Source organism: Nocardia aegles (genome assembly GCF_052545135.1).
Genome location: NZ_JBQWRI010000002.1, coordinates 1,004,126 through 1,024,946, shown reverse-complemented (window position 1 = coordinate 1,024,946; position 20,821 = coordinate 1,004,126). Strand labels below are relative to the sequence as shown.

General features: G+C 69.3%; 20 protein-coding genes. 16 read left to right on the top strand and 4 right to left on the bottom strand.

The features are described 5' to 3' along the window. The first annotated feature begins 291 nt into the window (after nt 1-291). From def to ACT89H_RS09840, 3 genes are read left to right on the top strand one after another with little or no spacing between them, the layout of a single operon-like run. Nucleotides 292-858 (top strand): peptide deformylase, encoded by a 567-nt coding sequence (gene def / locus ACT89H_RS09850; RefSeq protein ID WP_445108206.1) that lies wholly within the window; start codon nt 292-294, stop codon nt 856-858. Further along, the gene (gene fmt / locus ACT89H_RS09845) at nt 858-1,781 is read left to right on the top strand and encodes a methionyl-tRNA formyltransferase (protein ID WP_445108205.1); all 924 of its coding nucleotides are present in this window, start codon (nt 858-860) and stop codon (nt 1,779-1,781) included. The genes def and fmt overlap by 1 nt, the downstream gene beginning before the upstream one ends. Next, entirely contained in the window at nt 1,778-3,433 is a 1,656-nt protein-coding gene (locus ACT89H_RS09840; protein WP_445108204.1) for an RsmB/NOP family class I SAM-dependent RNA methyltransferase, read from the top strand. The genes fmt and ACT89H_RS09840 overlap by 4 nt, the downstream gene beginning before the upstream one ends. Nucleotides 3,434-3,441: 8 nt before the next feature. On the opposite strand, the gene ACT89H_RS09835 is transcribed toward ACT89H_RS09840, so the two are convergent. Together ACT89H_RS09835 and ACT89H_RS09830 are read right to left on the bottom strand one after the other, a co-directional pair. Further along, entirely contained in the window at nt 3,442-4,311 is an 870-nt protein-coding gene (locus ACT89H_RS09835; RefSeq protein WP_445108203.1) for an RNA polymerase sigma factor SigF, read from the bottom strand. Next, a complete protein-coding gene (locus ACT89H_RS09830; RefSeq protein ID WP_039798878.1) occupies nt 4,311-4,733 on the bottom strand; it encodes an ATP-binding protein in 423 nt (140 codons plus the stop codon). Before ACT89H_RS09830 ends, ACT89H_RS09835 begins: the two co-directional genes overlap by 1 nt. 96 nt (nt 4,734-4,829) lie before the next feature. Here ACT89H_RS09830 and rpe point away from each other — a divergent pair, with 96 nt between their 5' ends. Further along, nucleotides 4,830-5,486 carry a ribulose-phosphate 3-epimerase gene (gene rpe, locus ACT89H_RS09825; protein ID WP_445108274.1) on the top strand — a complete coding sequence of 219 codons (657 nt, stop codon included), beginning with the start codon at nt 4,830-4,832 and terminating at the stop codon, nt 5,484-5,486. A gap of 6 nt (nt 5,487-5,492) precedes the next feature. Here rpe and ACT89H_RS09820 read toward each other — a convergent pair whose 3' ends face one another. Continuing rightward, the gene (locus tag ACT89H_RS09820) at nt 5,493-5,963 is read right to left on the bottom strand and encodes a hypothetical protein (protein ID WP_445108202.1); all 471 of its coding nucleotides are present in this window, start codon (nt 5,961-5,963) and stop codon (nt 5,493-5,495) included. Nucleotides 5,964-6,524: 561 nt separating this feature from the next. Here ACT89H_RS09820 and ACT89H_RS09815 point away from each other — a divergent pair. The 4 genes from ACT89H_RS09815 to ACT89H_RS09800 all read left to right on the top strand — a co-directional run bounded on the left by ACT89H_RS09815 (nt 6,525) and on the right by ACT89H_RS09800 (nt 9,918). Next, nucleotides 6,525-7,148 carry a riboflavin synthase gene (locus tag ACT89H_RS09815; protein ID WP_445108201.1) on the top strand — a complete coding sequence of 208 codons (624 nt, stop codon included), beginning with the start codon at nt 6,525-6,527 and terminating at the stop codon, nt 7,146-7,148. 520 nt (nt 7,149-7,668) lie between these two features. Continuing rightward, a complete protein-coding gene (locus ACT89H_RS09810) occupies nt 7,669-8,913 on the top strand; it encodes a bifunctional 3,4-dihydroxy-2-butanone-4-phosphate synthase/GTP cyclohydrolase II (protein WP_445108200.1) in 1,245 nt (414 codons plus the stop codon). Nucleotides 8,914-8,944: 31 nt separating this feature from the next. Beyond that, entirely contained in the window at nt 8,945-9,424 is a 480-nt protein-coding gene (gene ribH / locus ACT89H_RS09805; protein WP_445108199.1) for a 6,7-dimethyl-8-ribityllumazine synthase, read from the top strand. A gap of 2 nt (nt 9,425-9,426) precedes the next feature. Further along, on the top strand, nt 9,427-9,918 hold the full coding sequence (locus ACT89H_RS09800; RefSeq protein ID WP_445108198.1) for a PH domain-containing protein: 492 nt from the start codon (nt 9,427-9,429) through the stop codon (nt 9,916-9,918). Between the two features lie 154 nt (nt 9,919-10,072). Here ACT89H_RS09800 and ACT89H_RS09795 read toward each other — a convergent pair whose 3' ends face one another. Further along, the gene (locus ACT89H_RS09795; protein WP_445108197.1) at nt 10,073-12,025 is read right to left on the bottom strand and encodes a gamma-glutamyltransferase family protein; all 1,953 of its coding nucleotides are present in this window, start codon (nt 12,023-12,025) and stop codon (nt 10,073-10,075) included. Between the two features lie 86 nt (nt 12,026-12,111). On the opposite strand from ACT89H_RS09795, the gene ACT89H_RS09790 reads away from it, so the two are divergent. The 8 genes from ACT89H_RS09790 to tpiA all read left to right on the top strand — a co-directional run bounded on the left by ACT89H_RS09790 (nt 12,112) and on the right by tpiA (nt 20,654). Beyond that, nucleotides 12,112-12,255 carry a hypothetical protein gene (locus tag ACT89H_RS09790; RefSeq protein WP_445108196.1) on the top strand — a complete coding sequence of 48 codons (144 nt, stop codon included), beginning with the start codon at nt 12,112-12,114 and terminating at the stop codon, nt 12,253-12,255. 57 nt (nt 12,256-12,312) lie between these two features. Beyond that, nucleotides 12,313-14,322 carry an excinuclease ABC subunit UvrC gene (uvrC, locus tag ACT89H_RS09785; RefSeq protein WP_445108195.1) on the top strand — a complete coding sequence of 670 codons (2,010 nt, stop codon included), beginning with the start codon at nt 12,313-12,315 and terminating at the stop codon, nt 14,320-14,322. 110 nt (nt 14,323-14,432) lie between these two features. Next, nucleotides 14,433-15,413 carry an RNase adapter RapZ gene (gene rapZ / locus ACT89H_RS09780; RefSeq protein ID WP_445108194.1) on the top strand — a complete coding sequence of 327 codons (981 nt, stop codon included), beginning with the start codon at nt 14,433-14,435 and terminating at the stop codon, nt 15,411-15,413. After that, nucleotides 15,410-16,456: a gluconeogenesis factor YvcK family protein gene (locus ACT89H_RS09775; protein ID WP_445108193.1), complete on the top strand. Its 1,047-nt coding sequence runs from the start codon at nt 15,410-15,412 to the stop codon at nt 16,454-16,456. The genes rapZ and ACT89H_RS09775 overlap by 4 nt, the downstream gene beginning before the upstream one ends. Then, entirely contained in the window at nt 16,447-17,430 is a 984-nt protein-coding gene (whiA, locus tag ACT89H_RS09770) for a DNA-binding protein WhiA (protein WP_280497505.1), read from the top strand. The genes ACT89H_RS09775 and whiA overlap by 10 nt, the downstream gene beginning before the upstream one ends. Nucleotides 17,431-17,626: 196 nt before the next feature. Next, a complete protein-coding gene (gene gap / locus ACT89H_RS09765) occupies nt 17,627-18,646 on the top strand; it encodes a type I glyceraldehyde-3-phosphate dehydrogenase (protein ID WP_445108192.1) in 1,020 nt (339 codons plus the stop codon). Between the two features lie 5 nt (nt 18,647-18,651). Then, nucleotides 18,652-19,866: a phosphoglycerate kinase gene (locus ACT89H_RS09760; RefSeq protein ID WP_445108191.1), complete on the top strand. Its 1,215-nt coding sequence runs from the start codon at nt 18,652-18,654 to the stop codon at nt 19,864-19,866. A 2-nt stretch (nt 19,867-19,868) separates the two neighbouring features. Beyond that, the gene (gene tpiA / locus ACT89H_RS09755) at nt 19,869-20,654 is read left to right on the top strand and encodes a triose-phosphate isomerase (protein WP_445108190.1); all 786 of its coding nucleotides are present in this window, start codon (nt 19,869-19,871) and stop codon (nt 20,652-20,654) included. The last annotated feature ends 167 nt before the right edge of the window (nt 20,655-20,821 follow it).

Here is a 20,821-nt window from a genome sequence, read left to right as displayed (position 1 = left end):
TCACCACTGGAGCGTCCAAAACTGCGCTGACCTGGTTGTTGACGCCGTCACCACAATCCCGCTACGTTCGGTACTGAAATGCATCGACATGTCGTGAACCTGCAGGTGAGAAGCAGGTCAGGTGTCATCGATGGGCCGCTGACCAGGCCTTTTCCGGGCGGCCGGGCGGAGGGATCGACACCCCGCCCGGACCGCATAGGAGTTGTACCAGCTTCGGGCCGGTGAATCGGGGATTTCCGATCGTCTCACTAGAATGGGGCGACCGTATTCGTCCGCTTTCGGGAGCCAGCCGTGACCATCCAGCCCGTTCGCCTGTTCGGCGATCCCATCCTGCGTGCCCGCGCCGCGGAGGTCACCGCGTTCGACCGGGAGCTGCGGCAGCTGGTGACCGACCTGACCGAGACGATGCACGACGACGGCGGTGTCGGGATGGCCGCGCCGCAGATCGGGGTCGGCCTGCGCGTGTTCGTCTACGACACGGGCGACGCCGCGGGGCATCTGGTCAACCCGCAATGGGAGGTCGTCGGCGACGAGGAGCAGGTCGGGCCGGAAGGCTGCCTATCGATTCCCGGCGTGCGCTACGACACGCGCCGGGTGCTGCGGGTGCGGGCATCCGGTGTGGACGTCGACGGCAGACCGGTCGCCTTCGAGGCCGAGGGGCTGCTGGCGCGATGCGTGCAGCACGAGACCGATCATCTCGACGGGGTGCTGTTCATCGACCGTCTCGACCCGGCTCAGCGCAAGGAGGCGATGCGGGTGATCCGCGAATCCGAGTGGTTCGCAGCGGGCTTGACGGTGCGCCCGGCCCGCTCGATGAGCGGTGCGGGCCGGCCCAACCCGTTCGGGGTGGGCCGCTGATGCGCGTCGTCTTCGCGGGAACCCCGGAACCGGCGGTTCCGTCGCTGCGGCGTCTGCTGGAATCGGCGCGGCACGAGGTGATCGCCGTGGTGACGCGGCCGGACGCGGTCGCGGGCCGCGGCCGGAAGGTGACCAGATCGCCGGTCGGCCGGTTGGCCGACGAATACGGCATCCCGGTATTCACCCCGGGCCGGCCCTCGGAGCCGGATTTCGTCGCGCGGCTGACCGAATTGGCGCCGGACTGCTGTCCCGTCGTCGCCTACGGCGCGCTGCTACCCCAGCAGGTGCTCGACATCCCGCGCTTCGGCTGGATCAATCTGCATTTCTCGCTGCTGCCCGCGTGGCGCGGCGCGGCGCCGGTGCAGGCGGCGATCGATGCGGGCGACGAGATCACCGGCGCCTCCACCTTCCGGATCGAGGCCGGCCTGGACACCGGTCCGGTTTTCGGGATGGTGACCGAGAAGATCGCCGTCACCGACACCGCGGGCAGCCTTTTGCAGCGGTTGGCCGACAGCGGCTCCCACCTGCTGGAAGCGACGCTCGACGGGGTGGAGGACGGGCGCTTGCACCCGGTGCCGCAGTCCGCCGACGGCGTCTCGTACGCACCCAAGGTCGGCGTCGAGGCCGGGCACGTGCGCTGGGATCTGCCCGCGCTGGTCATCAGCAGGCGGATCCGCGCGGTCACCCCCGCGCCGGGGGCGTGGACCGAGGTCGGCGGCACCCGGCTGAAGCTGGGGCCGGTCGAGTTGGTCGAGGAGGAGTTGCCGCAGCGCGTGATCGAGGTTCGCAAGTCCGGTGTCTTCGTCGGCACCGCGACCACCGCCGTGCGGCTCGACCAGGTTCAGCCGCAGGGCAAGCGCATGATGGCCGCGCTCGACTGGGCGCGCGGTGCCCGCCTGCAGCCGGGCGCGGTGGTCGAATGACGCGCGGCAATCGGCCCGGTGACGGCAACGCGCGCGACCGGCGGCGCGACGAACGAGAGTCCGCACCGAATCGTTCCGGCGAGCCGGGCCGCGGCCGCGCGCAGGGGAGCGGGCGGCAGCAGGATCGCGATGGTGCGGACCGGGCACGGGCCACCGGACGGCGTTCCGGCGGTAAGCGAGCCGACGCGGGTGGTCGTGATCACGACGAACGGCGCGGCTCCACCGGACGACGCTCGGCGGCTGCCCGATCGGATCGTTCCACCGGCGGGCGCCCGGCTTCGCGCGAGGGAGCCAAGGCCGCCGGACGATCGCACCGTAACGATGCCGATCCACCGCGATCGGTCGCCAGGGATGTGCTGCGGGCGGTCCGGGAGCGCGATGCCTACGCCAACCTCGTCCTGCCCGGATTGCTGCGAGAACGGGGATTGTCGGGTCGAGACGCCGCGCTCGCCACCGAACTCGCCTACGGCGCGTGCCGGTCGCTGGGACTGTTGGACGCGGTGATCGCCGACGGCGCGGGCCGGCCGGTCGAGGAGATCGACGGACCCCTGCTGGACGTGCTCCGGCTCGGCGTCTACCAGTTGCTGCGCACCCGGATCGGCGCACACGCCGCCGTGGACACCTCCGTCGCGCTGACGCGCGCCGAATTCGGCGCGGGCAAAGCGGGTTTCGTCAACGCCGTGCTCCGGCGCGCGGGAGAGAAGACTCCCGAGCAGTGGGTCGACGCGCTCGCGCCCGCCGATCCCGTCGGCCGGTTGGCGTTCGAGTACGCCCATCCGTCCTGGATCGCGCAGGCCTTCGCCGACGCGCTCGGCGCGCGAGCGGCGGAACTGCGCGACGTGCTCGCCGCCGACGACGCCCGCCCGCTGGTGCACCTGGTGGCCCGTCCCGGCGACATCACCGCGGAGGAACTCGCACTGGTCACCGGTGGCGAGGAGGGCCGCTGGTCGCCGTACGCGGTCTATTTGGACGGCGGCGACCCGGGCAAGCTGGAGCCGGTCCGCGCGGGCATGGCGGCGGTGCAGGACGAAGGCAGTCAGTTGGTGGCGCTGGCGCTGACCAGGGCCGTACTCGACGGCCCCGACACCGGGCGCTGGCTCGACCTGTGCGCCGGACCGGGCGGCAAGGCCGCGCTGCTGGGCGCGATCGCCGCGATCGACGGTTTCCGGGTGGACGCCGTCGAGCCCGCCGCGCACCGCGCCGAACTGGTGCGCAAGGCCGTGCACGACCTGCCGGTGGACGTGCACGTCGTCGACGGCCGCGCGAGCGGGTTGACCCCGGGCTACGACCGCATCCTGGTCGACGCCCCGTGCACGGGCCTGGGGGCGTTGCGCCGCAGACCCGAGGCGCGTTGGCGGCGCACCCCGGCCGACGTCCGCGAGCTGGTGGTGTTGCAGCGCGAATTGCTCACCGCCGCATACGGTTTGCTACGCCCCGGTGGGGTGGTGGTGTACTCGACCTGCTCGCCGCACCTGCCGGAAACGGTGTCCATCGTCGCAGATGCCGTGCGCCGTCTCGGCGCCGAGCAGCTCGACACTCGTGAACTGCTGCCCGGCGTCACCGATATCGGGGACGGACCCGGGGCACAGCTGTGGCCGCACCGACACGGCACCGACGCCATGTTCCTGGCCGCGCTACGCAAGCCCCGCTGAGCGCGGGCTCATTCCCGGCTGGATTGCTCGCGCAAGCGGGCCAGGGTTTTGGCGAGAATGCGGGAGACGTGCATCTGGGAGATACCCATCTGCTGCGCGATCTGGGTCTGGGTCATCGATTCGAAGAACCGCATGGTGAGGATGCGCCGTTCCCGCTCCGGCAACCCGGCCAGCAGCGGACGGATCGCGACGTACTCCTCGACCCGATCGAACTGCGACTCCTCCTCGCCGAGAGTGTCCAGGAGCGAGGCGTCGGTGTCGCGGCCGAGCGTGGCCGCGTCGATCGAGCTCGGCTGGTAGGCGTTGCCCGCGATGACCGCCTGGGTCACCTCGTCCGGGTCGACGTCCAGCTCCGCGGCGATCTCCTTCGCCGTCGGCGAGCGGCCGAGGGATTGCGAAAGGCTGTCGATCGCCGCGCCGATGCGCAGGTGAGTCTCCTTGACCCGCCGCGGCACTCGCATCGCCCAGGTGTTGTCGCGGAAATACCGGCGGACCTCGCCCATGATGGTCGGCACCGCGAAAGACAGGAAGTTCGAGCCGCGCTCGACGTCGAAACGATCCACCGCGTGCACCAACCCGACCCGCGCGACCTGGGTCAGGTCGTCGAACGGCTCACCGCGCCCGCTGAACTTGCGGGCGATGTGGTCGGCGAGCGGAATGCAGCGGCTGATCAGTTCCGCGCGCAGCGCGCTGTGCCGCGCCGTTCCGGCCGCACTGGCCGATAGCTGCTCGAAGAGCAATCCGACGTCGCCGTAACCGGGAACCGCGCCCGCCGCGTCCAGGGTCTCCGTGGCGTCTAGTGCGTCGTCGTCCTCGGTGGTCAGCGTGTCGGCGTCGTCGTCGCGCTGGGGGTCGAACACGGTGTCTTCGTCCGCCACTACGCCTTCCCCCGGACCCGACGGAACTCGACCGTCGTCGGATATCCGGAGACCGTCGCGTCGAACGAATCCTGGGTCGCCTCCACCGCGTCGGTGAGGGTGCGCAGCACATGCCAGCCGAAGCTGCGCTGGTCGGGCAGCCCCGGCTTCTCCGCGAGGCCATCGACCCGGACCAGCAACTCGGTGTCGCCGACGGTGAAACGGCAGTTCAGGCTCGTTTCCGGAGCGGCGACCGCGATCAGGGTCGAGCAGACCTCGTCGACGGCCAGTCGGATGTCGGCCACCTCGTCCAGCGTGAAATCGCTGAGTAGCACGAGAGTTTCGGCGAGCCCACGCACGATGGGCAGTTGTGTCACCGACGCCGCCACCCGAATCTCCACCGGGGTGCTGTAGAGCCCCTGTTCCGCCGAAATATTGATCACCCTATGCAGGCTACCCACTCGCGCGCTGGACAACCCTGGCTACCGTTAGACTCCGGCGTTGTGTCCAACCCGATTCACCCGCGTCCGGCCGCTCCGATGATCGCCCCCTCCATCCTGTCCGCGGACTTCGCGCACCTCGCGGACGAAGCGCGGGCCGTCGCAGGCGCCGACTGGCTGCACGTGGACGTGATGGACGCACACTTCGTGCCGAATCTCACGATCGGCCTGCCGGTGGTGGAGAGCCTGCTGAAGGCGACCGCGATCCCGCTGGACTGCCACCTGATGATCGAGGATCCGGCCCGCTGGGCGCCGCCGTACGCCGAGGCGGGCGCGCACAACGTGACCTTCCACGCGGAGGCGACCGACGATCCGATCGCGGTCGCCCGCGACATCCGCGCCGCTGGCGCCAAGGCGGGTCTCTCGGTGAAGCCCGGCACGCCGATCGAGCCGTACCTGGAGATCCTGCGCGAATTCGACACGCTGTTGGTGATGAGCGTGGAACCCGGCTTCGGTGGGCAGTCGTTCATTCCGGACGTGCTGCAGAAGGCGCGCATCGTGCGGAACCTGGTCGATGCCGGTGAGCTGCGGCTGCTGGTCGAGATCGACGGCGGCATCAACGCCGACACCATCGAGGCGGCCGCGGAAGCGGGTGTGGACTGCTTCGTCGCCGGGTCCGCGGTCTACAGCACCGCCGACCCCGCGGCCACCGTCGAGAAGCTGCGCAGCCAGGCGGCCGCGGCGTGGGCGCGCTGAACGGTGCTAGCGGGCCCGCGTTGCGCGCCCGGCGACCGCACGGATCGTCTCGATCACCGCGCTGATCGGCGGACGGCGGGCACCGGCCTCGGGCGACCGGATCCATACGCGATACCCGGTGCGCTCGTCGTCCGGTGAGGGCAGCACCACTTGGCTGCCCGTGCAGGCCACCGCCGCGTAGAGGCGGAACAATTCGGCCGAGACCGCCGGGCTGACGGCGTCCGGCTGGGCGGGGCCGGTGAGGAAGGTCCAATGCCTGGCTCGCGGATGGTCGACGACGGGACCGGCGATTCCGTCCTGGACGAGTTGCCGCAGCACCTGCTCGCCGAGTTCGGCGGGCATGGTGACGGCTCCGTAGTCGACGCCGATGTGCAGGAGAATGCGGTGCGAACCGGGATCCATCGATGCGGGCAGTTGGAATTCACGCCGATACCGTGAGCAGCGAACTTCCGGCGTCGAATCGAGAAATGTGGTCACACTGCGCTCCCAGCTGTGTACAACCCGATTTCTTCCACTGTGTTCTCCGGCTTTCTCGAGGAGTGAACATCGTGCGGCAGGCTTCCCGTTCGTCCGAAATGTTCCCTGGTAGAAAGCCTCATCGGACTTCATGGTCGGGAAAGTTGAACGTGAGAAGTCGGCCGCGTAACGATATCGCCTCCGGCGTCGCCCGAGCGCGGATTCTGCGTTATAACCGTGTTTCGTTCGGGTATCGAGCATGAATCGGAAACCTCCCCAGCGGGGTACATTAATTCATGCGGTACGGCGAATGCCTTCGAAGGATTTTCGTTACCCGTCCGCCGGGGCGATCGCCGCGGGTGCGGCCATATTTCGTTCCCTTTCCGATGGGACCGGCCGGTTCCGCCTGCCTCGGCGCGGCACGCGGTCTGTTCCGGCGCAGGGCCCGGTCCGCGCTCGGCGGCCCGGAACGCGGCTGTCTATGGCGACCCCGCGTCACTAGGCTGAGGCGGTGCGGGAATAGTGTCCGGGTCCCGGCTGTTCCGCAACCGGAAGACAACGACGCGACAGGAGTCGGACGACATGTTCACAGGCATCGTCGAGGAACTCGGCGAGATCGTCGCCAGCGAGCAGCTGACCGACGCCGCGCGGCTGACGATCAAGGGCAAGCTGGTGACCTCCGATGCCGGGCACGGTGATTCGATCGCCGTGAACGGAGTGTGTCTGACCGTCGTGGAGGTGGTCGGCGGCGACTCGTTCACCGTCGACGTCATGGCGGAGACGCTCAACCGCTCGAGCATCGGCAAGCTGGACGTCGGTGCCAAAGTGAATCTCGAGCGCGCCGCGGCGCTGAACAGCAGGCTCGGCGGCCACCTGGTCCAAGGGCACGTCGACGGCACCGGCACCGTGCTCTCGCGCACTCCGTCGGACAACTGGGACGTGGTGCGGATCTCGCTGCCCGAGAACATCGCCCGCTACGTCGTGGAGAAGGGTTCGATCACGGTGGACGGCATCTCGCTCACCGTCTCCGGCCTCGGCAGCTCCGACGCGCCCGCCGACACCGGCGGCCGGGACTGGTTCGAGGTCTCCCTCATCCCCACCACCCTCGCCCTGACCAACCTCGGCTTCGCCGCCGTCGGCACCACGGTCAACCTGGAAGTCGACGTGATCGCCAAGTACGTCGAACGCCTCCAGCAGCGCGGTTGACCGTGGCCGCCCCGCCCGCCCTCGCCCGCTCACGGAGGCTGCGCGACGGGTATCGCACGTGCGCTACGGAGCTGCCGCAGCGTTGTAGTCCTCAGGCACAGTCACGGTGATCGCCGAACATGCGGTTCGCTGAGCATCGTCTCGATTCGTCGGATCGACGTAATTCAGGTATCCGAGCGAGGGAAACCCGACCAGGCTCCGCCTGCGCCCGAGCCCGCATCCGAGAAACCTGCTATCCGCAACCGGTAGGCGCGGATGGCCGCTGGGAGCCCAGGTCTCGGGACACCGCGGCAGTTGTCCCATGTCGCGGCGGGCGGCGGGGCGCGGCGAACATCAGGGTCGAGCGATCCCGGCGTCGAGCGCCCAGCGCACCTCGACCCCGTCTTTCGAGCGGAGCGAGACCGAGCATGCGTCGTTCGCGGCCCGGCTCGAGGGGCCGCGAACACGCAGCGCCGCAGGCGCTGCAAAACCAACCCAGTACTGTGGTGAGGCACCTATTTCGAGATGGAGCACAGCAGACGTGACCAGGTTCGACAGCATCGAGCGCGCAGTCGCCGATATCGCCGCCGGTAAGGCGGTTGTCGTCGTCGACGACGAGGACCGCGAGAACGAGGGCGACCTCATCTTCGCGGCAGAGAAGGCCACCCCGGAACTGGTCGCCTTCATGATCCGCTACACCTCCGGTTACATCTGTGTGCCGCTCACCGGTGACGACTGCGATCGGCTCGGCCTGCCGCCGATGTACGCGATGAACCAGGACAAGCACGGCACCGCCTACACCGTCTCGGTGGACGCGCGTGAGGGCGTCACGACCGGTATCTCCGGCGCCGACCGCGCGACCACGATGCGGCTGCTGGCCGACGCCGACGCGAAGGCCGACGATTTCACCCGGCCCGGCCACGTGGTGCCGTTGCGCGCCAAGGACGGTGGCGTGCTGCGCAGGCCCGGTCACACCGAGGCCGCCGTGGATCTGGCGCGCATGGCCGGCTTGCGTCCGGCCGGCGTGATCTGCGAGATCGTCAGCCAGAAGGACGAGGGCCACATGGCCCGCACCGAGGAGTTGCGCGTTTTCGCCGACGAGCACGAGCTCGCGCTGATCTCGATCGCGGACATGATCGCGTGGCGGCGCAGGCACGAGAAGCACGTGGTGCGCGTGGCGGAGGCGCGTATCCCCACCGCCCACGGGCAGTTCATGGCGGTCGGCTATCAGAGCATCTACGACGAGGTGGAGCACGTCGCGCTGGTTCGCGGCGACATCAGCGACGGCGACGACATCCTGGTCCGTGTGCACTCGGAGTGCCTGACCGGTGACGTGTTCGGGTCGTTGCGCTGCGATTGCGGTCCGCAGCTGGATGCCGCCTTGGAGATGGTCGCGGCCGAGGGACGCGGCGTGGTGCTGTACATGCGCGGTCACGAGGGCCGCGGGATCGGCCTCATGCACAAGTTGCAGGCCTACCAGCTGCAGGACTCCGGCCACGACACGGTCGACGCGAATCTGGAACTCGGCCTGCCCGCGGATGCCCGCGATTACGGCACCGGCGCGCAGATCCTGGTGGATCTGGGCATCCGGTCGATGCGATTGCTCACCAACAATCCGGCCAAGCGGGTCGGCTTGGACGGCTACGGCCTGCAGATCACCGAGCGGGTGCCGATGCCGTTGCGCGCGAACGCGGAGAACCTGCGTTATCTGCGCACCAAGCGGGACCGGATGGGCCACGACCTGATCGGCCTCGACGAGCTGGATCTCGGCGAGACCGCGCATTGAACAGCGAACAGACTCCGAAAGGCGGACATCGATGAGCGGTTCCGGGGTACCGACTTTCGCGCTGGCGGACGCCAAGGACCTCTCCTTGGGCATCGTCGCCTCGCGCTGGCACACCCAGATCTGCGACACCCTGCTGGCGAACGCCGAGCGGGTGGCCAAGGACGCGGGCGTCCAGCAGATCACGGTGGTGCGCTGCGCGGGTGCGATGGAGCTGCCGGTGGTGGCTCAGGAGCTGGCCAAGTCGCACGACGCGGTAGTGGCGCTCGGTGTGGTGATCCGCGGTGACACGCCGCATTTCGACTATGTGTGTGACGCGGTTACCGCGGGCCTCACCCGGGTGTCGCTGGACGAGGGCACGCCGGTCGCGAACGGGGTGCTCACCACCAACAACGAGCGGCAGGCACTGGACCGGGCCGGGCTACCGGAATCCGATGAGAACAAGGGCGAACAGGCGGCCGCCGCGGCGCTGGACGCCGCGTTGACCCTGCGCGCCCTGCGACAGTCCGCGTAGCGATGCCGGTCGTCCGTATCTTCCGGAGGAACGTGGGCCCGGCCGACGATACGCCGGAGTGGGACTTCGAGGTGCGCCCCCGGCGCGCGGTCCGGACGGCCTGGATCGCGGCGGTGGTGGTGGCGGCCACGTTCACCGTGGGCGGTATCTGGCTGCGCAGCGGGTCGACCGGTGTCAACTTCCGGGTGGCCGATCAGATCGCGATGATCGGGATAGGTCTGCTCGGCGCCGCGGCCGTGCTGCTGCTGACCAGGCCGCGGGTGCGGGTCGGCGCCCGGGGGGTGTCCGTGCGGAACATACTGGGCGACAACGATTTCCCCTGGGACTACATCCGAGGGGTGTCGTTCCCGGACCGGAAGTCCTGGGCTCGTCTGGAGTTGGTCGACGACGACTACGTCCCGTTGCTGGCGATCCGCTCGAACGACAAGGAGCATGCGGCGCAGGCCATGGCTCGCCTGCGCGAACTCGGCGCGAAGTATTCCGGGCGGAAGTGAGCGGGCACGGTGCGCGGCCGCCCGCCGGCTCGGGGGCCCGGTCGCGTAACCGATGGTCCGGCGTAGATAGCCGTATCGCCCTCGGTGGGCGCGCCGACAACTCGACGTGCGCCGGGACAGCAACCAGCGGTCGCGACCGAGCCCGTTGGCTCGATCACTGCGTATCGCCGAGGACCACGCCTTCCCGGCGCGGATCCGCGCCGCCGATCCAGCCGTCGGCGCCGTTGCGTTGCAGAGCGCTGAGGCCGCTGGACTGGGGCGCCACCGAGACCTGATGGCCCAGTTGGCGTAGCCGCAGCACCAGCGGGTCGTGGTCGCCGTTGTCGGTGGCGTCGATCGCCGGATGCTCACCACCGATACCGGTGGACGGACTGTTCCCGGCGCCGAACGCGACCGCGGAGACCGCCTGCTGCGGGTCCAGGCCCCAGTCGAACATGTTGACCAGTGTTTTCACCAGGAACTGGATGATCACCGAACCACCGGGCGAGCCGGCCACATGGGTGAGTTCGCCGCGCGAGCCGTCGGGCGCCTTGTCGAAGATCAGCGTCGGGCTCATGGAGCTGCGCGGGCGCTTGCCCGGCTGCACCCGGTTGGCGACCGGGACGCCGTCAGCCCCCAGCGGATCGGCATTGAAGTCGGTGAGCTGGTTGTTCAGCACGAAGCCGTCGACCAGATGGAAGGAACCGAACGCCGACTCCACGGTGGTGGTCATCGCCGCGGCGTTGCCGTACTTGTCGACCACCGAGATGTGGCTGGTGCCGTGCTCGGGTGGTTGCGGGCCGATGCCGAGCGGCACGGGGCCGAAGTCGCCCGGCGGCGCGGTGCCCATGCTGCGGTTCGGATCGATCAGCCCGGCACGCTGCCGCAGATAGTCGCGATTCAGCAGGGTTTGAGCGGAATTACCCGGCAGCGGAACGAAATCCGAGTCGGCCACGTACTTGTTGCGATCGGCGTAGGCGAGGCGTTCGGCCTCCGAGATCACGTGCACGGCTTGGGCGTTCGGCCTGCCGCCGTTGCGGTCGATGTTCTCCGGCCGCAGGGCCGACAGGTCGAAGTTCTCCAGGATGCCCAGGGTGGCGGCGACGGTGATGCCGCCCGAGGAGGGACTGGGCATGCCGCACAGTTCGTGCTCGCGGTAGCCCGTGCACAGGGCGGTGCGCTTCTTCGCCTGGTAACCGGCCAAGTCCTGGGTGGTGATCAGACCGGGAGTGCGCCCGCCGGAGGACCTGCCCGCGGCCGCGGCGATGTCCTGGGCGATGGCGCCCGTATAGAAGGCCTGCGCGCCCTCGGTGGCGACGGCGCCGAGCGTCTTGGCCATGGCGGGATTGGTCAGCACGGTACCGGCGGTCTTCGGGCTGCCGTCCGGGTTGAGGAAATACGCTTTGGCGTCCTCGTCCGGGGCGAGGTCCTTGGCCGACTCCGCGATCTGGCCCGCGAGGCGGGGACTGATCGGGAAGCCCTGATCGGCCAGTGCGATGGCGGGGTCGAACAGCGCGCGCCAGGCGGTCTTGCCGTGATCGCGGTGCGCCAGCTCGAGCATCCGCAGCACCCCGGGGACGCCGATGGAGCGGCCGCTGGCCCGCGTGTTCGGCGTGGGCTCGGTGCGCTCGGTGTCGCTGATCCAGCGCAGATAGTTCTCGGTCGCGGCGGCGGGGGCCACCTCGCGCCCGTCGTAGGCGTCCACGGTCTTGGTGTTCGCGTCGTAGTAGATCAGGAAGGCCCCGCCGCCGATGCCGGACGCCTGCGGCTCGACCAGGCCGAGCACCGTCTGCGCCGCGATCAGCGCGTCCGCCGCGGTGCCACCGTCACGAAGCACCTCACACGCGGCTGTGGTCGACACCGGATTCGCCGTGGACACCGCGAAGGTGTGCGTGCGCACCGGCGTCATGTTCGCGCGATAGCCGGTCGCTATCTCCGGGTTGGTGCTGAGGTCCTTGGTGGCGCTGCCTGCGGGCCCCGCCGCGGTGGCCGTCACCGGCGTGCCGTTCGGCACCGTCGCGCAGACACCGCCTGCCTGGCTTTCGCCGGACGAGCAGGCGGTGGCCATCCCGATGATCAGTGTGAACGCCGCCGCCACGGCGACCCGAGTTGCTCGCTTGCGCCCCATGCCGGGACTCTAACCCTCGCTATCGACCGCCGCGGTGGTTTCCTTCCCACCGGCGAAATCGCCCTGGCGGCAGCGTGTGTCGTCGGGTGCTGGGTGATCGGGACCTCGCGACCGTCCCACCCGTTGTCGCCCTCGTCGCCGCGGGGTACTCGCTCGCCACGTCGGCAGCCGTCGTGCACCTGCTGTGCCGCCCGGAAGCCGAGGCGTGGTTCGGCACCCCCGTGCCCTGACCGCCGCCGACAGCCGCCGTCGGCCGGGCTGTCGGTGCCGGTCTATACCCTGGATGGGTGGCAGATCCAGCGACGTACCGGCCCGCGCCGGGCACGATCCCCGTCGAACCCGGTGTGTACAAATTCCGGGACGCCCATCGGCAGGTCATCTACGTCGGCAAGGCCAAGAGCCTGCGCAGCAGGCTGAACTCGTATTTCGCCGACGTCGCCGGGCTGCATCCGCGCACGAGGCAGATGGTCACCACCGCCGCGAGCGTCGAATGGACGGTCGTCTCCACCGAGGTGGAGGCGCTGCAGCTGGAATACAACTGGATCAAGGAGTTCGATCCGCGCTTCAACGTCCGCTACCGCGACGACAAGTCCTACCCGGTGCTCGCCGTCACCCTGAACGAGGAATACCCCCGGCTGTTCGTCTACCGTGGCGCGCGCCGCAAAGGCGTCCGCTATTTCGGCCCTTTCGCGCACGCGTGGGCCATCCGCGAGACGCTCGATCTGCTGCTGCGGGTGTTTCCCGCGCGCACCTGCTCCAACGGAGTCTTCCGGCGGCACAGTCAGATCGGGCGTCCCTGTCTGCTCGGCTACATCGACAAATGCTCGGCCCCCTGTGTCGGGCGGGTGAGCGCCGAGGAACACCGCACGATCGTCGACGACTTCTGCGACTTCCTCGCCGGCCGCACCGACCGCTTGGTCCGGGAGCTGGAGCGCCGGATGCACGAGGCCGCCGAGGACTTGGACTTCGAGACCGCCGCCCGGCTGCGTGACGACGTCCAAGCGCTGCGCCGCGCACTGGAGAAGCAGGCGGTGGTGCTCGGCACGGGCACCGACGCCGACGTCATCGCCTTCGCCACCGACGAGCTGGAAGTGGCGGTGCAGGTCTTTCACGTGCGCGACGGCCGGGTGCGCGGCCAGCGCGGCTGGGTGGTCGACAAGTCGGGCGACGCGGTCGACGTCCCGGAGGCGGGCGGGGAACTCGCCGCGTTGGTCGAACAGTTCCTCACCCAGTTCTACGGCGAGCAGGTGGCGGTGGTCGAGCAGGCCGCCGACGAGCAGCCCGCCGCCGTGGTGCCGCGCGAGGTACTGGTGCCCGAACTGCCCGTCGACGTGGAGCAGCTCCAGCAATGGCTGTCGGACCTGCGCGGTTCGGCGGTGAAGCTGCGGGTGCCCCAGCGGGGAGACAAGAAGGCGCTCGCCGAGACCGTGCAGCGCAACGCGATGGAGGCGCTGGCCCAGCACAAGCTCAAGCGCGCGGGCGACTTGACCTCGAGATCCCAAGCGCTGCAAGAGATCCAGGACGCCCTGGAACTGGACACCGCGCCGCTGCGCATCGAGTGCGTCGACGTCAGCCACGTGCAGGGGACCGATGTGGTCGCCTCGCTCGTGGTCTTCGAGGACGGTCTGGCCCGCAAGTCCGAGTACCGCCACTACACGATCCGGGAAGCGGCGGGCGAAGGCCGCTCCGACGACGTCGGCAGTATCGCCGAGGTGACTCGCCGCCGGTTCCTCAAGCTGCGCCGCGAGCGCGACATGATGGAGCACGAGGACCTCGCCGCGACCGGAAGCGCCGACGACGCGCTGGAGCTCACCTCCCGTCCCGGCATCGATCCTCGCACCGGACGCCCGCGCAAGTTCTCCTATCCGCCCAACCTGTTCGTCGTCGACGGCGGCGCCCCCCAGGTCGCCGCGGCCGCCGAGGTGCTCGACGAGCTGGGCATCACCGATGTCGCGGTGATCGGCCTGGCCAAACGGCTCGAGGAGGTGTGGGTGCCCGGCGAGAGCGACCCGGTGATCCTGCCACGCACCAGCGAGGCGCTGTATCTGCTGCAACGCGTCCGTGACGAGGCGCACCGCTTCGCCATCACGTTCCATCGCAGCAAACGGTCCCGCCGGATGACCGCCTCGGCCCTGGACTCGGTGCCGGGGCTCGGCACGGCGCGCCGGACCGCGCTGGTCTCCCATTTCGGTTCGGTGGCCAAACTGAAGCAGGCCAGCGTCGAGGAGATCACCGAGGTGCCCGGCATCGGCTTGGCGACCGCGAAAGCGGTCCTTGCGGCGCTCGAGTCCGAATAGTCAGTCGACAGTGCACCAGAAGTTTCGGTTTCGCGTACGTTGTGTCTGCGGCCGATACCGAAGCCGGTGCGCGATGATCGGAAGGCACCCAGGGACGGATCCGGTAGGACATGACACGCGTCGAATCGAACAGCAGTGCGGGCAACCCGCCGACGAGCGCGGGACGAGCGGCATCGTCCAGCGCCGTCAGCGGGGCGAGTCCGCAGGTCGAGGTCGTGATCGTGACCGGGCTCTCGGGCGCGGGCCGCGGCACCGCCGCCCGCGTGCTCGAGGACCTCGGCTGGTATGTGGCCGACAACCTGCCTCCCGAACTGTTCGGGCGAATGGTGGAGCTGGGTGCTTCCGCGAAGCCGCCGATCCGTCGTCTCGCGCTGGTCATGGACGTGCGCAGCCGGTTCTTCACCGGCGATCTGTCGGTGGTCACCGAGCAACTGCGAACGCTCGGCGTGCGCACCCGGGTCCTGTTCCTCGAGGCGTCCGATGACGTGCTGATCCGCCGTTTCGGTTTCGCGCGGCGCAGGCATCCGCTGCAGAGCGAGAGCAAGGACGGCACGCTGTCGGCGGGCATCGCCGCCGAGCGAGTGCGGCTGTCCGCCGTGAAGGCCGCCGCCGACCTGGTCATCGACACCACCGAGCTGTCCATCCATCAGCTGCACCGCAAGATGGAGGAGGCCTACGGCGGCGGCGCGCCCACCGCGTTGCAGCTCACCGTGCAGTCGTTCGGCTTCAAGTACGGGGTGCCGCTGGACGCGGACATGGTATTGGATGTCCGTTTTCTACCCAATCCGCATTGGATACCGGAGTTGCGGGAACACACCGGTCAGGAGACGGTGGTCAGCGAGTACGTGTTGTCGCGTCCCGGTGCGGAGGATTATCTGCGCACCTGCCACCACCTGGTCGAACTGGCCACGAACGGTTACCGCCAAGAGGGGAAGCGATACATGACGGTCGCAGTGGGCTGCACCGGAGGTAAGCACCGGAGCGTCGCGATTGCCGAGGCACTGGGCGAGTTGATGAGCGAGGTCGCCGGCGGGGCGGAGGACTCCGCCGACGTGGTCCGGGTCGTGCATCGAGATCTGGGGCGAGAATGACCGGTTGGGAATCCGATCCCAGCATCGTCGCGCTGGGTGGCGGACACGGCCTGTACGCGACACTGACCGCGGTGCGACGGCTGACCAGGAAGATCTGCGCGGTGGTCACCGTCGCCGACGACGGCGGCTCCTCGGGGCGGCTGCGCGCCGAGCTGGGGGTGCTTCCGCCGGGCGATCTCCGGATGGCGCTGGCCGCCTTGGCCGCGGACGCCGACGGCGTCTGGACGCGGACCGTGCAGCATCGGTTCGGCGGCACCGGCGCGCTGGCCGGGCACTCCGTGGGCAACCTGATCCTGGCCGGGCTCACCGAGGTGCTCGGCGACCCGGTGGCCGCGCTGGACGAAGTCGCCCGCATGTTGCGCATCACCGGCCGGGTACTGCCCATGTCGCCGATCGCGCTGGACATCGAGGCGGATGTGTCCGGGCTGGAGGCCGATCCGCGGGTGAGCCGCTGCATTCGCGGCCAAGTTGCCATCGCCACAACCCCGGGTAAGGTGCGGCGGGTGCGGCTGATTCCCTCCGATCCACCGGCCGGTCCGGAGGCGACCTCGGCGATCGAACACGCCGACGTCGTGGTGCTCGGCCCGGGATCGTGGTTCACCAGCGTGATTCCGCACGTCCTGGTTCCCGAGCTACGGGAAGCCCTGGTATACACCAGGGCTCGCAAAGTCCTGGTGCTCAATCTCGCCGCGGAGCCGGGGGAGACCGCGGGGTTCTCCGCGGAGCGGCATCTGCATGTATTGTCCCAGCACGCACCGGAATTCGTCGTCGACGAGGTGCTGGTCGATTCCGGCTCCGTGCCGGAGGGCCGCGAGCGGGAACATGTGGCCAGGGCTGCCGAACAGTTGCGGGCGCGAGTAACGTTCTCCGATGTCGCCGAAGCGGGAACGGACCGGCATCACCCCGGAAAGCTTGCCGCCGCACTGGATCAACTGATCCGGCAACCTCGGCCGCAAATGGCAGGGCTTCGAGTCGAGGGACGGCACATGGGTCAGGATGTGCGTTCCGGGTTGGGTGGAAAGGAGCGCGTCCCGTGGCGATGACAGCCGATGTGAAAGACGAGCTGAGCAGGCTCACGGTGTCGCAGGTGAGTTCCCGCAAGGCGGAACTGTCCGCTCTGCTGCGTTTCGCGGGCGGCCTGCACATCGTCGGCGGCCGGGTGATCGTCGAGGCCGAGGTGGACATGGGGTCCATCGCGCGCAGGCTGCGCCGGGAGATCTTCGAACTCTACGGCTACGGCTCCGACGTGCACGTGCTCGGTGCGGGTGGACTGCGCAAGACTTCCCGTTACGTGGTGCGGGTCTCGAAGGAGGGCGAGGCGCTGGCCCGGCAGACCGGTCTGCTCGACGTGCGCGGCCGTCCAGTACGTGGCCTGCCCGCGCAGGTGGTCGGCGGCAGTATCGCCGACGCCGAAGCCGCTTGGCGTGGTGCGTTTCTCGCACACGGCTCGCTCACCGAGCCCGGACGTTCCTCGGCGCTCGAGGTCAGCTGCCCCGGCCCCGAGGCAGCGCTGGCGCTGGTCGGCGCGGCCCGGCGGCTCGGTATCACGGCCAAGGCACGGGAGGTGCGCGGCACCGATCGCGTGGTGGTGCGCGACGGTGAGGCGATCGGCGCGCTGCTGACCAGGATGGGCGCGCACGGCACCCGGATGGTGTGGGAGGAGCGCAGGCTACGCCGCGAGGTGCGCGCGACCGCGAATCGGCTGGCCAACTTCGACGACGCCAATCTGCGCCGCTCGGCGCGGGCCGCGGTCGCCGCGGCGGCGCGGGTGGAACGCGCGCTGGAGATCCTCGGCGACGACGTGCCGGATCATCTCGCCGCCGCGGGACGGCTGCGGGTGCAGCACCGGCAGGCGTCGCTGGAGGAACTCGGCCAGCTCGCCGACCCGCCGATGACGAAAGACGCTGTCGCCGGCCGTATCCGGCGGCTGCTGTCGATGGCCGACCGGCGGGCGAAGGAACTGGGCGTGCCGGACACCGAATCGGCCGTCACGGCCGAACTGCTCGACGAAGCCTAGTTCGGGTTTTACGCGATCCCCGCGGCGCCTCCGTCGCGGGGATCGTGGCGCTTCCGGCGCCCGTACCGGTGTCGGTCGGGCGTCTGACCAGGCATCGCGTGCTCACGAAAGCCAGGTGCGTGTCGGAGAGGCCGCGGCAGGACGTTAGTGTGAGTGGACATCGGAATGATCCGCTGGAAAGTTGAGGAGCGATAACGTGACTGTCCGGGTAGGCATCAACGGCTTCGGTCGTATCGGACGTAATTTCTTCCGGGCGGTGGAGGCGCAGAAGGCGCTCGGCACCACCGACATCGAGATCGTCGCGGTCAACGACCTCACCGACAACGCGACCCTCGCGACCCTGCTCAAGTACGACTCGATCCTGGGCAGGCTGCCCCAGGACGTCTCACTCGACGGCGACGACACCATCGTGGTGGGCGACCAGCGGATCAAGGCGCTGGCCATCAAGGAGGGCCCCGCCGCGCTCCCCTGGGGCGACCTGGGCGTCGACGTGGTCGTCGAGTCCACCGGCATCTTCACCGACGCAACCAAGGCCAAGGGCCACCTGGCCGCGGGCGCCAAGAAGGTCGTCATCTCCGCCCCGGCCAAGGGCGAGGACATCACCATCGTGATGGGCGTCAACGACGACAAGTACGACGGCAGCCAGAACATCATCTCCAACGCCTCGTGCACCACCAACTGCCTCGGCCCGCTGGCCAAGGTGCTCAACGACGAGTTCGGCATCGAGCGCGGCCTGATGACCACCATCCACGCCTACACCCAGGACCAGAACCTGCAGGACGGCCCGCACAGCGACCTGCGCCGCGCCCGCGCCGCCGCGCTGAACATCGTGCCCACCGGCACCGGCGCCGCCAAGGCCATCGGCCTGGTGCTGCCCGAACTGCAGGGCAAGCTGGACGGCTACGCGTTGCGCGTGCCGGTCCCCACGGGCTCGGTCACCGACCTCACGGCGACCCTGCGCAAGTCGGCCTCGGTCGAGGAGATCAACGCCGCCTACAAGGCCGCCGCCGAGGGCCCGCTGAAGGGCATCCTGAAGTACAACACCGACCCGATCGTCTCCGGCGACATCGTCACCGACCCGGCCTCGTCGATCTACGACGCGCCGCTGACCAAGGTGATCGACGACCAGGTCAAGGTCGTCTCCTGGTACGACAACGAGTGGGGCTACTCGAACCGTCTCGCCGATCTCATCGGCCTCGTCGGCAAGTCGCTCTGACGCGCATGGCTGTCAAGACACTCACGGATCTGCTCGACGAGGGTGTCGAGGGCCGGGGCGTGCTGGTGCGCTCCGACCTGAACGTGCCCCTCGACGACCAGGGACAGATCACCGACCCCGGCCGCATCATCGCCTCGGCGCCGACCATCAAGGCGCTCGCCGAGGCGGGCGCCAAGGTCGTCGTGACCGCGCACCTCGGCAGGCCGAAGGGCGGACCGGACCCGAAGCTGTCGCTGGCGCCGGTGGCCGCCAGGCTCGCCGAGGAGCTGGGCCGCAACGTGCAGCTCGCCGGTGACGTGGTGGGCCAGGACGCGCTCGCGCGGTCCGAGGGCCTCACCGACGGCGACGTGCTACTGCTGGAGAACATCCGCTTCGACCCGCGCGAGACCAGCAAGGACGACGCCGACCGGGCCAAGCTGGCGGCGGCGCTGGTCGAGCTGGTCGGTGACGACGGCGCGTTCGTCTCCGACGGGTTCGGCGTGGTCCACCGCAAGCAGGCGTCGGTGTACGACGTCGCGCAGTCGCTGCCGCACTACGCGGGCAAGCTGGTCGCGGCCGAGGTCGAGGTGCTGGCCAAGCTGACGGAGAACCCGGACCGGCCGTACGCGGTCGTGCTCGGCGGATCCAAGGTCTCCGACAAGCTGGCGGTGATCGAAGCGCTCGCGCCGAAGGTCGACACGCTGGTGATCGGCGGCGGCATGTGCTTCACCTTCCTTGCCGCACAAGGCCTTTCGGTGGGTGCCTCGCTGTTGCAGGAGGAGATGGTCGACACCTGCAAGCGGCTGCTCGAGCAGTACGCCGACGTCATCCACCTGCCGCGCGACATCGTGGTGGCCGACAAGTTCGCCGCCGACGCGGAGTCCACGGTGGTGCCTGCGCACGAGATCCCGGACGGCTGGCTGGGGCTCGACGTCGGCCCGGATTCGGTGGACCGTTTCTCGGCGCTGCTCACCGAGGCGCAGACCGTGTTCTGGAACGGGCCGATGGGCGTGTTCGAGTTCGAGAAGTTCGCCGCGGGCACCCGCGGGGTGGCGCAGGCGATCGTGACGGCCACCGGCAAGGGCGCGTTCACCGTGGTCGGCGGCGGCGACTCGGCCGCCGCCGTGCGGGCGCTCGGCCTGCCGGAGGACGGCTTCTCGCACATCTCCACCGGCGGTGGCGCGTCGCTGGAGTACCTGGAGGGCAAGCAGCTGCCCGGCATCGCGGTGTTGGAGGACTGAGCATGGCACGCAAACCGCTCATCGCGGGCAACTGGAAGATGAACCTCAATCACCTCGAGGCCATCGCCCTGGTGCAGAAGATCGCGTTCGCGCTGCCGGAGAAATACTTCGACAAGGTGGACGTGGCGGTGATTCCGCCGTTCACCGACCTCCGCAGCGTGCAGACGCTGGTCGAAGGGGACAAGCTCCTGCTCACCTACGGCGGCCAGGACGTCTCGGTGCACGAGTCGGGCGCCTACACCGGCGAGATCAGCGCGAGCATGCTCGCCAAGCTGGGGTGCACCTTCGCCGTGGTCGGGCACTCCGAGCGGCGGCAGTACCACAACGAGGACGACGCGACCGTGCTGGCCAAGGCCAAGCAGGCGCTGAAGCACGGGATCACCCCGATCGTGTGCATCGGCGAGGGCTTGAACATCCGTGAGGCGGGCACGCACGTCGAGTACAACCTCGAACAACTGCGCGGTTCGTTGAAAGGCCTTACGGCGGAGGAGATCTCGAAGATCGTCATCGCCTACGAGCCGGTGTGGGCGATCGGCACCGGCAAGGTCGCCACCCCCGCCGACGCGCAGCAGGTCTGCGGCGCGATCCGCGGGGAACTGGAGAAGCTCGCTTCCCCGGAGGTCGCCGCGGGCGTCCGCGTGCTCTACGGCGGGTCGGTGAACGCCAAGAACGTCGGAGAACTGGTCGCGCAGACCGACATCGACGGCGCGCTGGTCGGCGGTGCTTCGCTGAAGGGTGACGAATTCGCCACCCTCTCCGCCATCGCCGCGGGCGGTCCACTGCCCTGATCCGGGCACTAGGCGCGACAGCCCGGTATCGCTCCGTCGGTGATACCGGGCTATTGTGCGTTTCCCAACGGTGAACCATGGATGCTGTCCGGCCTGCGATGGTGAGGCAGCCCGATTCCCCAGTCGGACAGGGACTTCCGTGCGGCGACGAAAGCTGTACGCCGCGC

Coding starts and splice junctions, on each gene's coding strand:
- fmt (WP_445108205.1), top strand. CDS start 858: ATGCGCGTCGTCTTCGCGGGAACCCCGGAACCGGCGGTTCCGTCGCTG.
- ACT89H_RS09840 (WP_445108204.1), top strand. CDS start 1,778: ATGACGCGCGGCAATCGGCCCGGTGACGGCAACGCGCGCGACCGGCGG.
- rpe (WP_445108274.1), top strand. CDS start 4,830: ATGATCGCCCCCTCCATCCTGTCCGCGGACTTCGCGCACCTCGCGGAC.
- ACT89H_RS09815 (WP_445108201.1), top strand. CDS start 6,525: ATGTTCACAGGCATCGTCGAGGAACTCGGCGAGATCGTCGCCAGCGAG.
- ribH (WP_445108199.1), top strand. CDS start 8,945: ATGAGCGGTTCCGGGGTACCGACTTTCGCGCTGGCGGACGCCAAGGAC.
- ACT89H_RS09800 (WP_445108198.1), top strand. CDS start 9,427: ATGCCGGTCGTCCGTATCTTCCGGAGGAACGTGGGCCCGGCCGACGAT.
- ACT89H_RS09795 (WP_445108197.1), bottom strand. CDS start 12,025: ATGGGGCGCAAGCGAGCAACTCGGGTCGCCGTGGCGGCGGCGTTCACA.
- rapZ (WP_445108194.1), top strand. CDS start 14,433: ATGACACGCGTCGAATCGAACAGCAGTGCGGGCAACCCGCCGACGAGC.
- ACT89H_RS09775 (WP_445108193.1), top strand. CDS start 15,410: ATGACCGGTTGGGAATCCGATCCCAGCATCGTCGCGCTGGGTGGCGGA.
- ACT89H_RS09760 (WP_445108191.1), top strand. CDS start 18,652: ATGGCTGTCAAGACACTCACGGATCTGCTCGACGAGGGTGTCGAGGGC.
- tpiA (WP_445108190.1), top strand. CDS start 19,869: ATGGCACGCAAACCGCTCATCGCGGGCAACTGGAAGATGAACCTCAAT.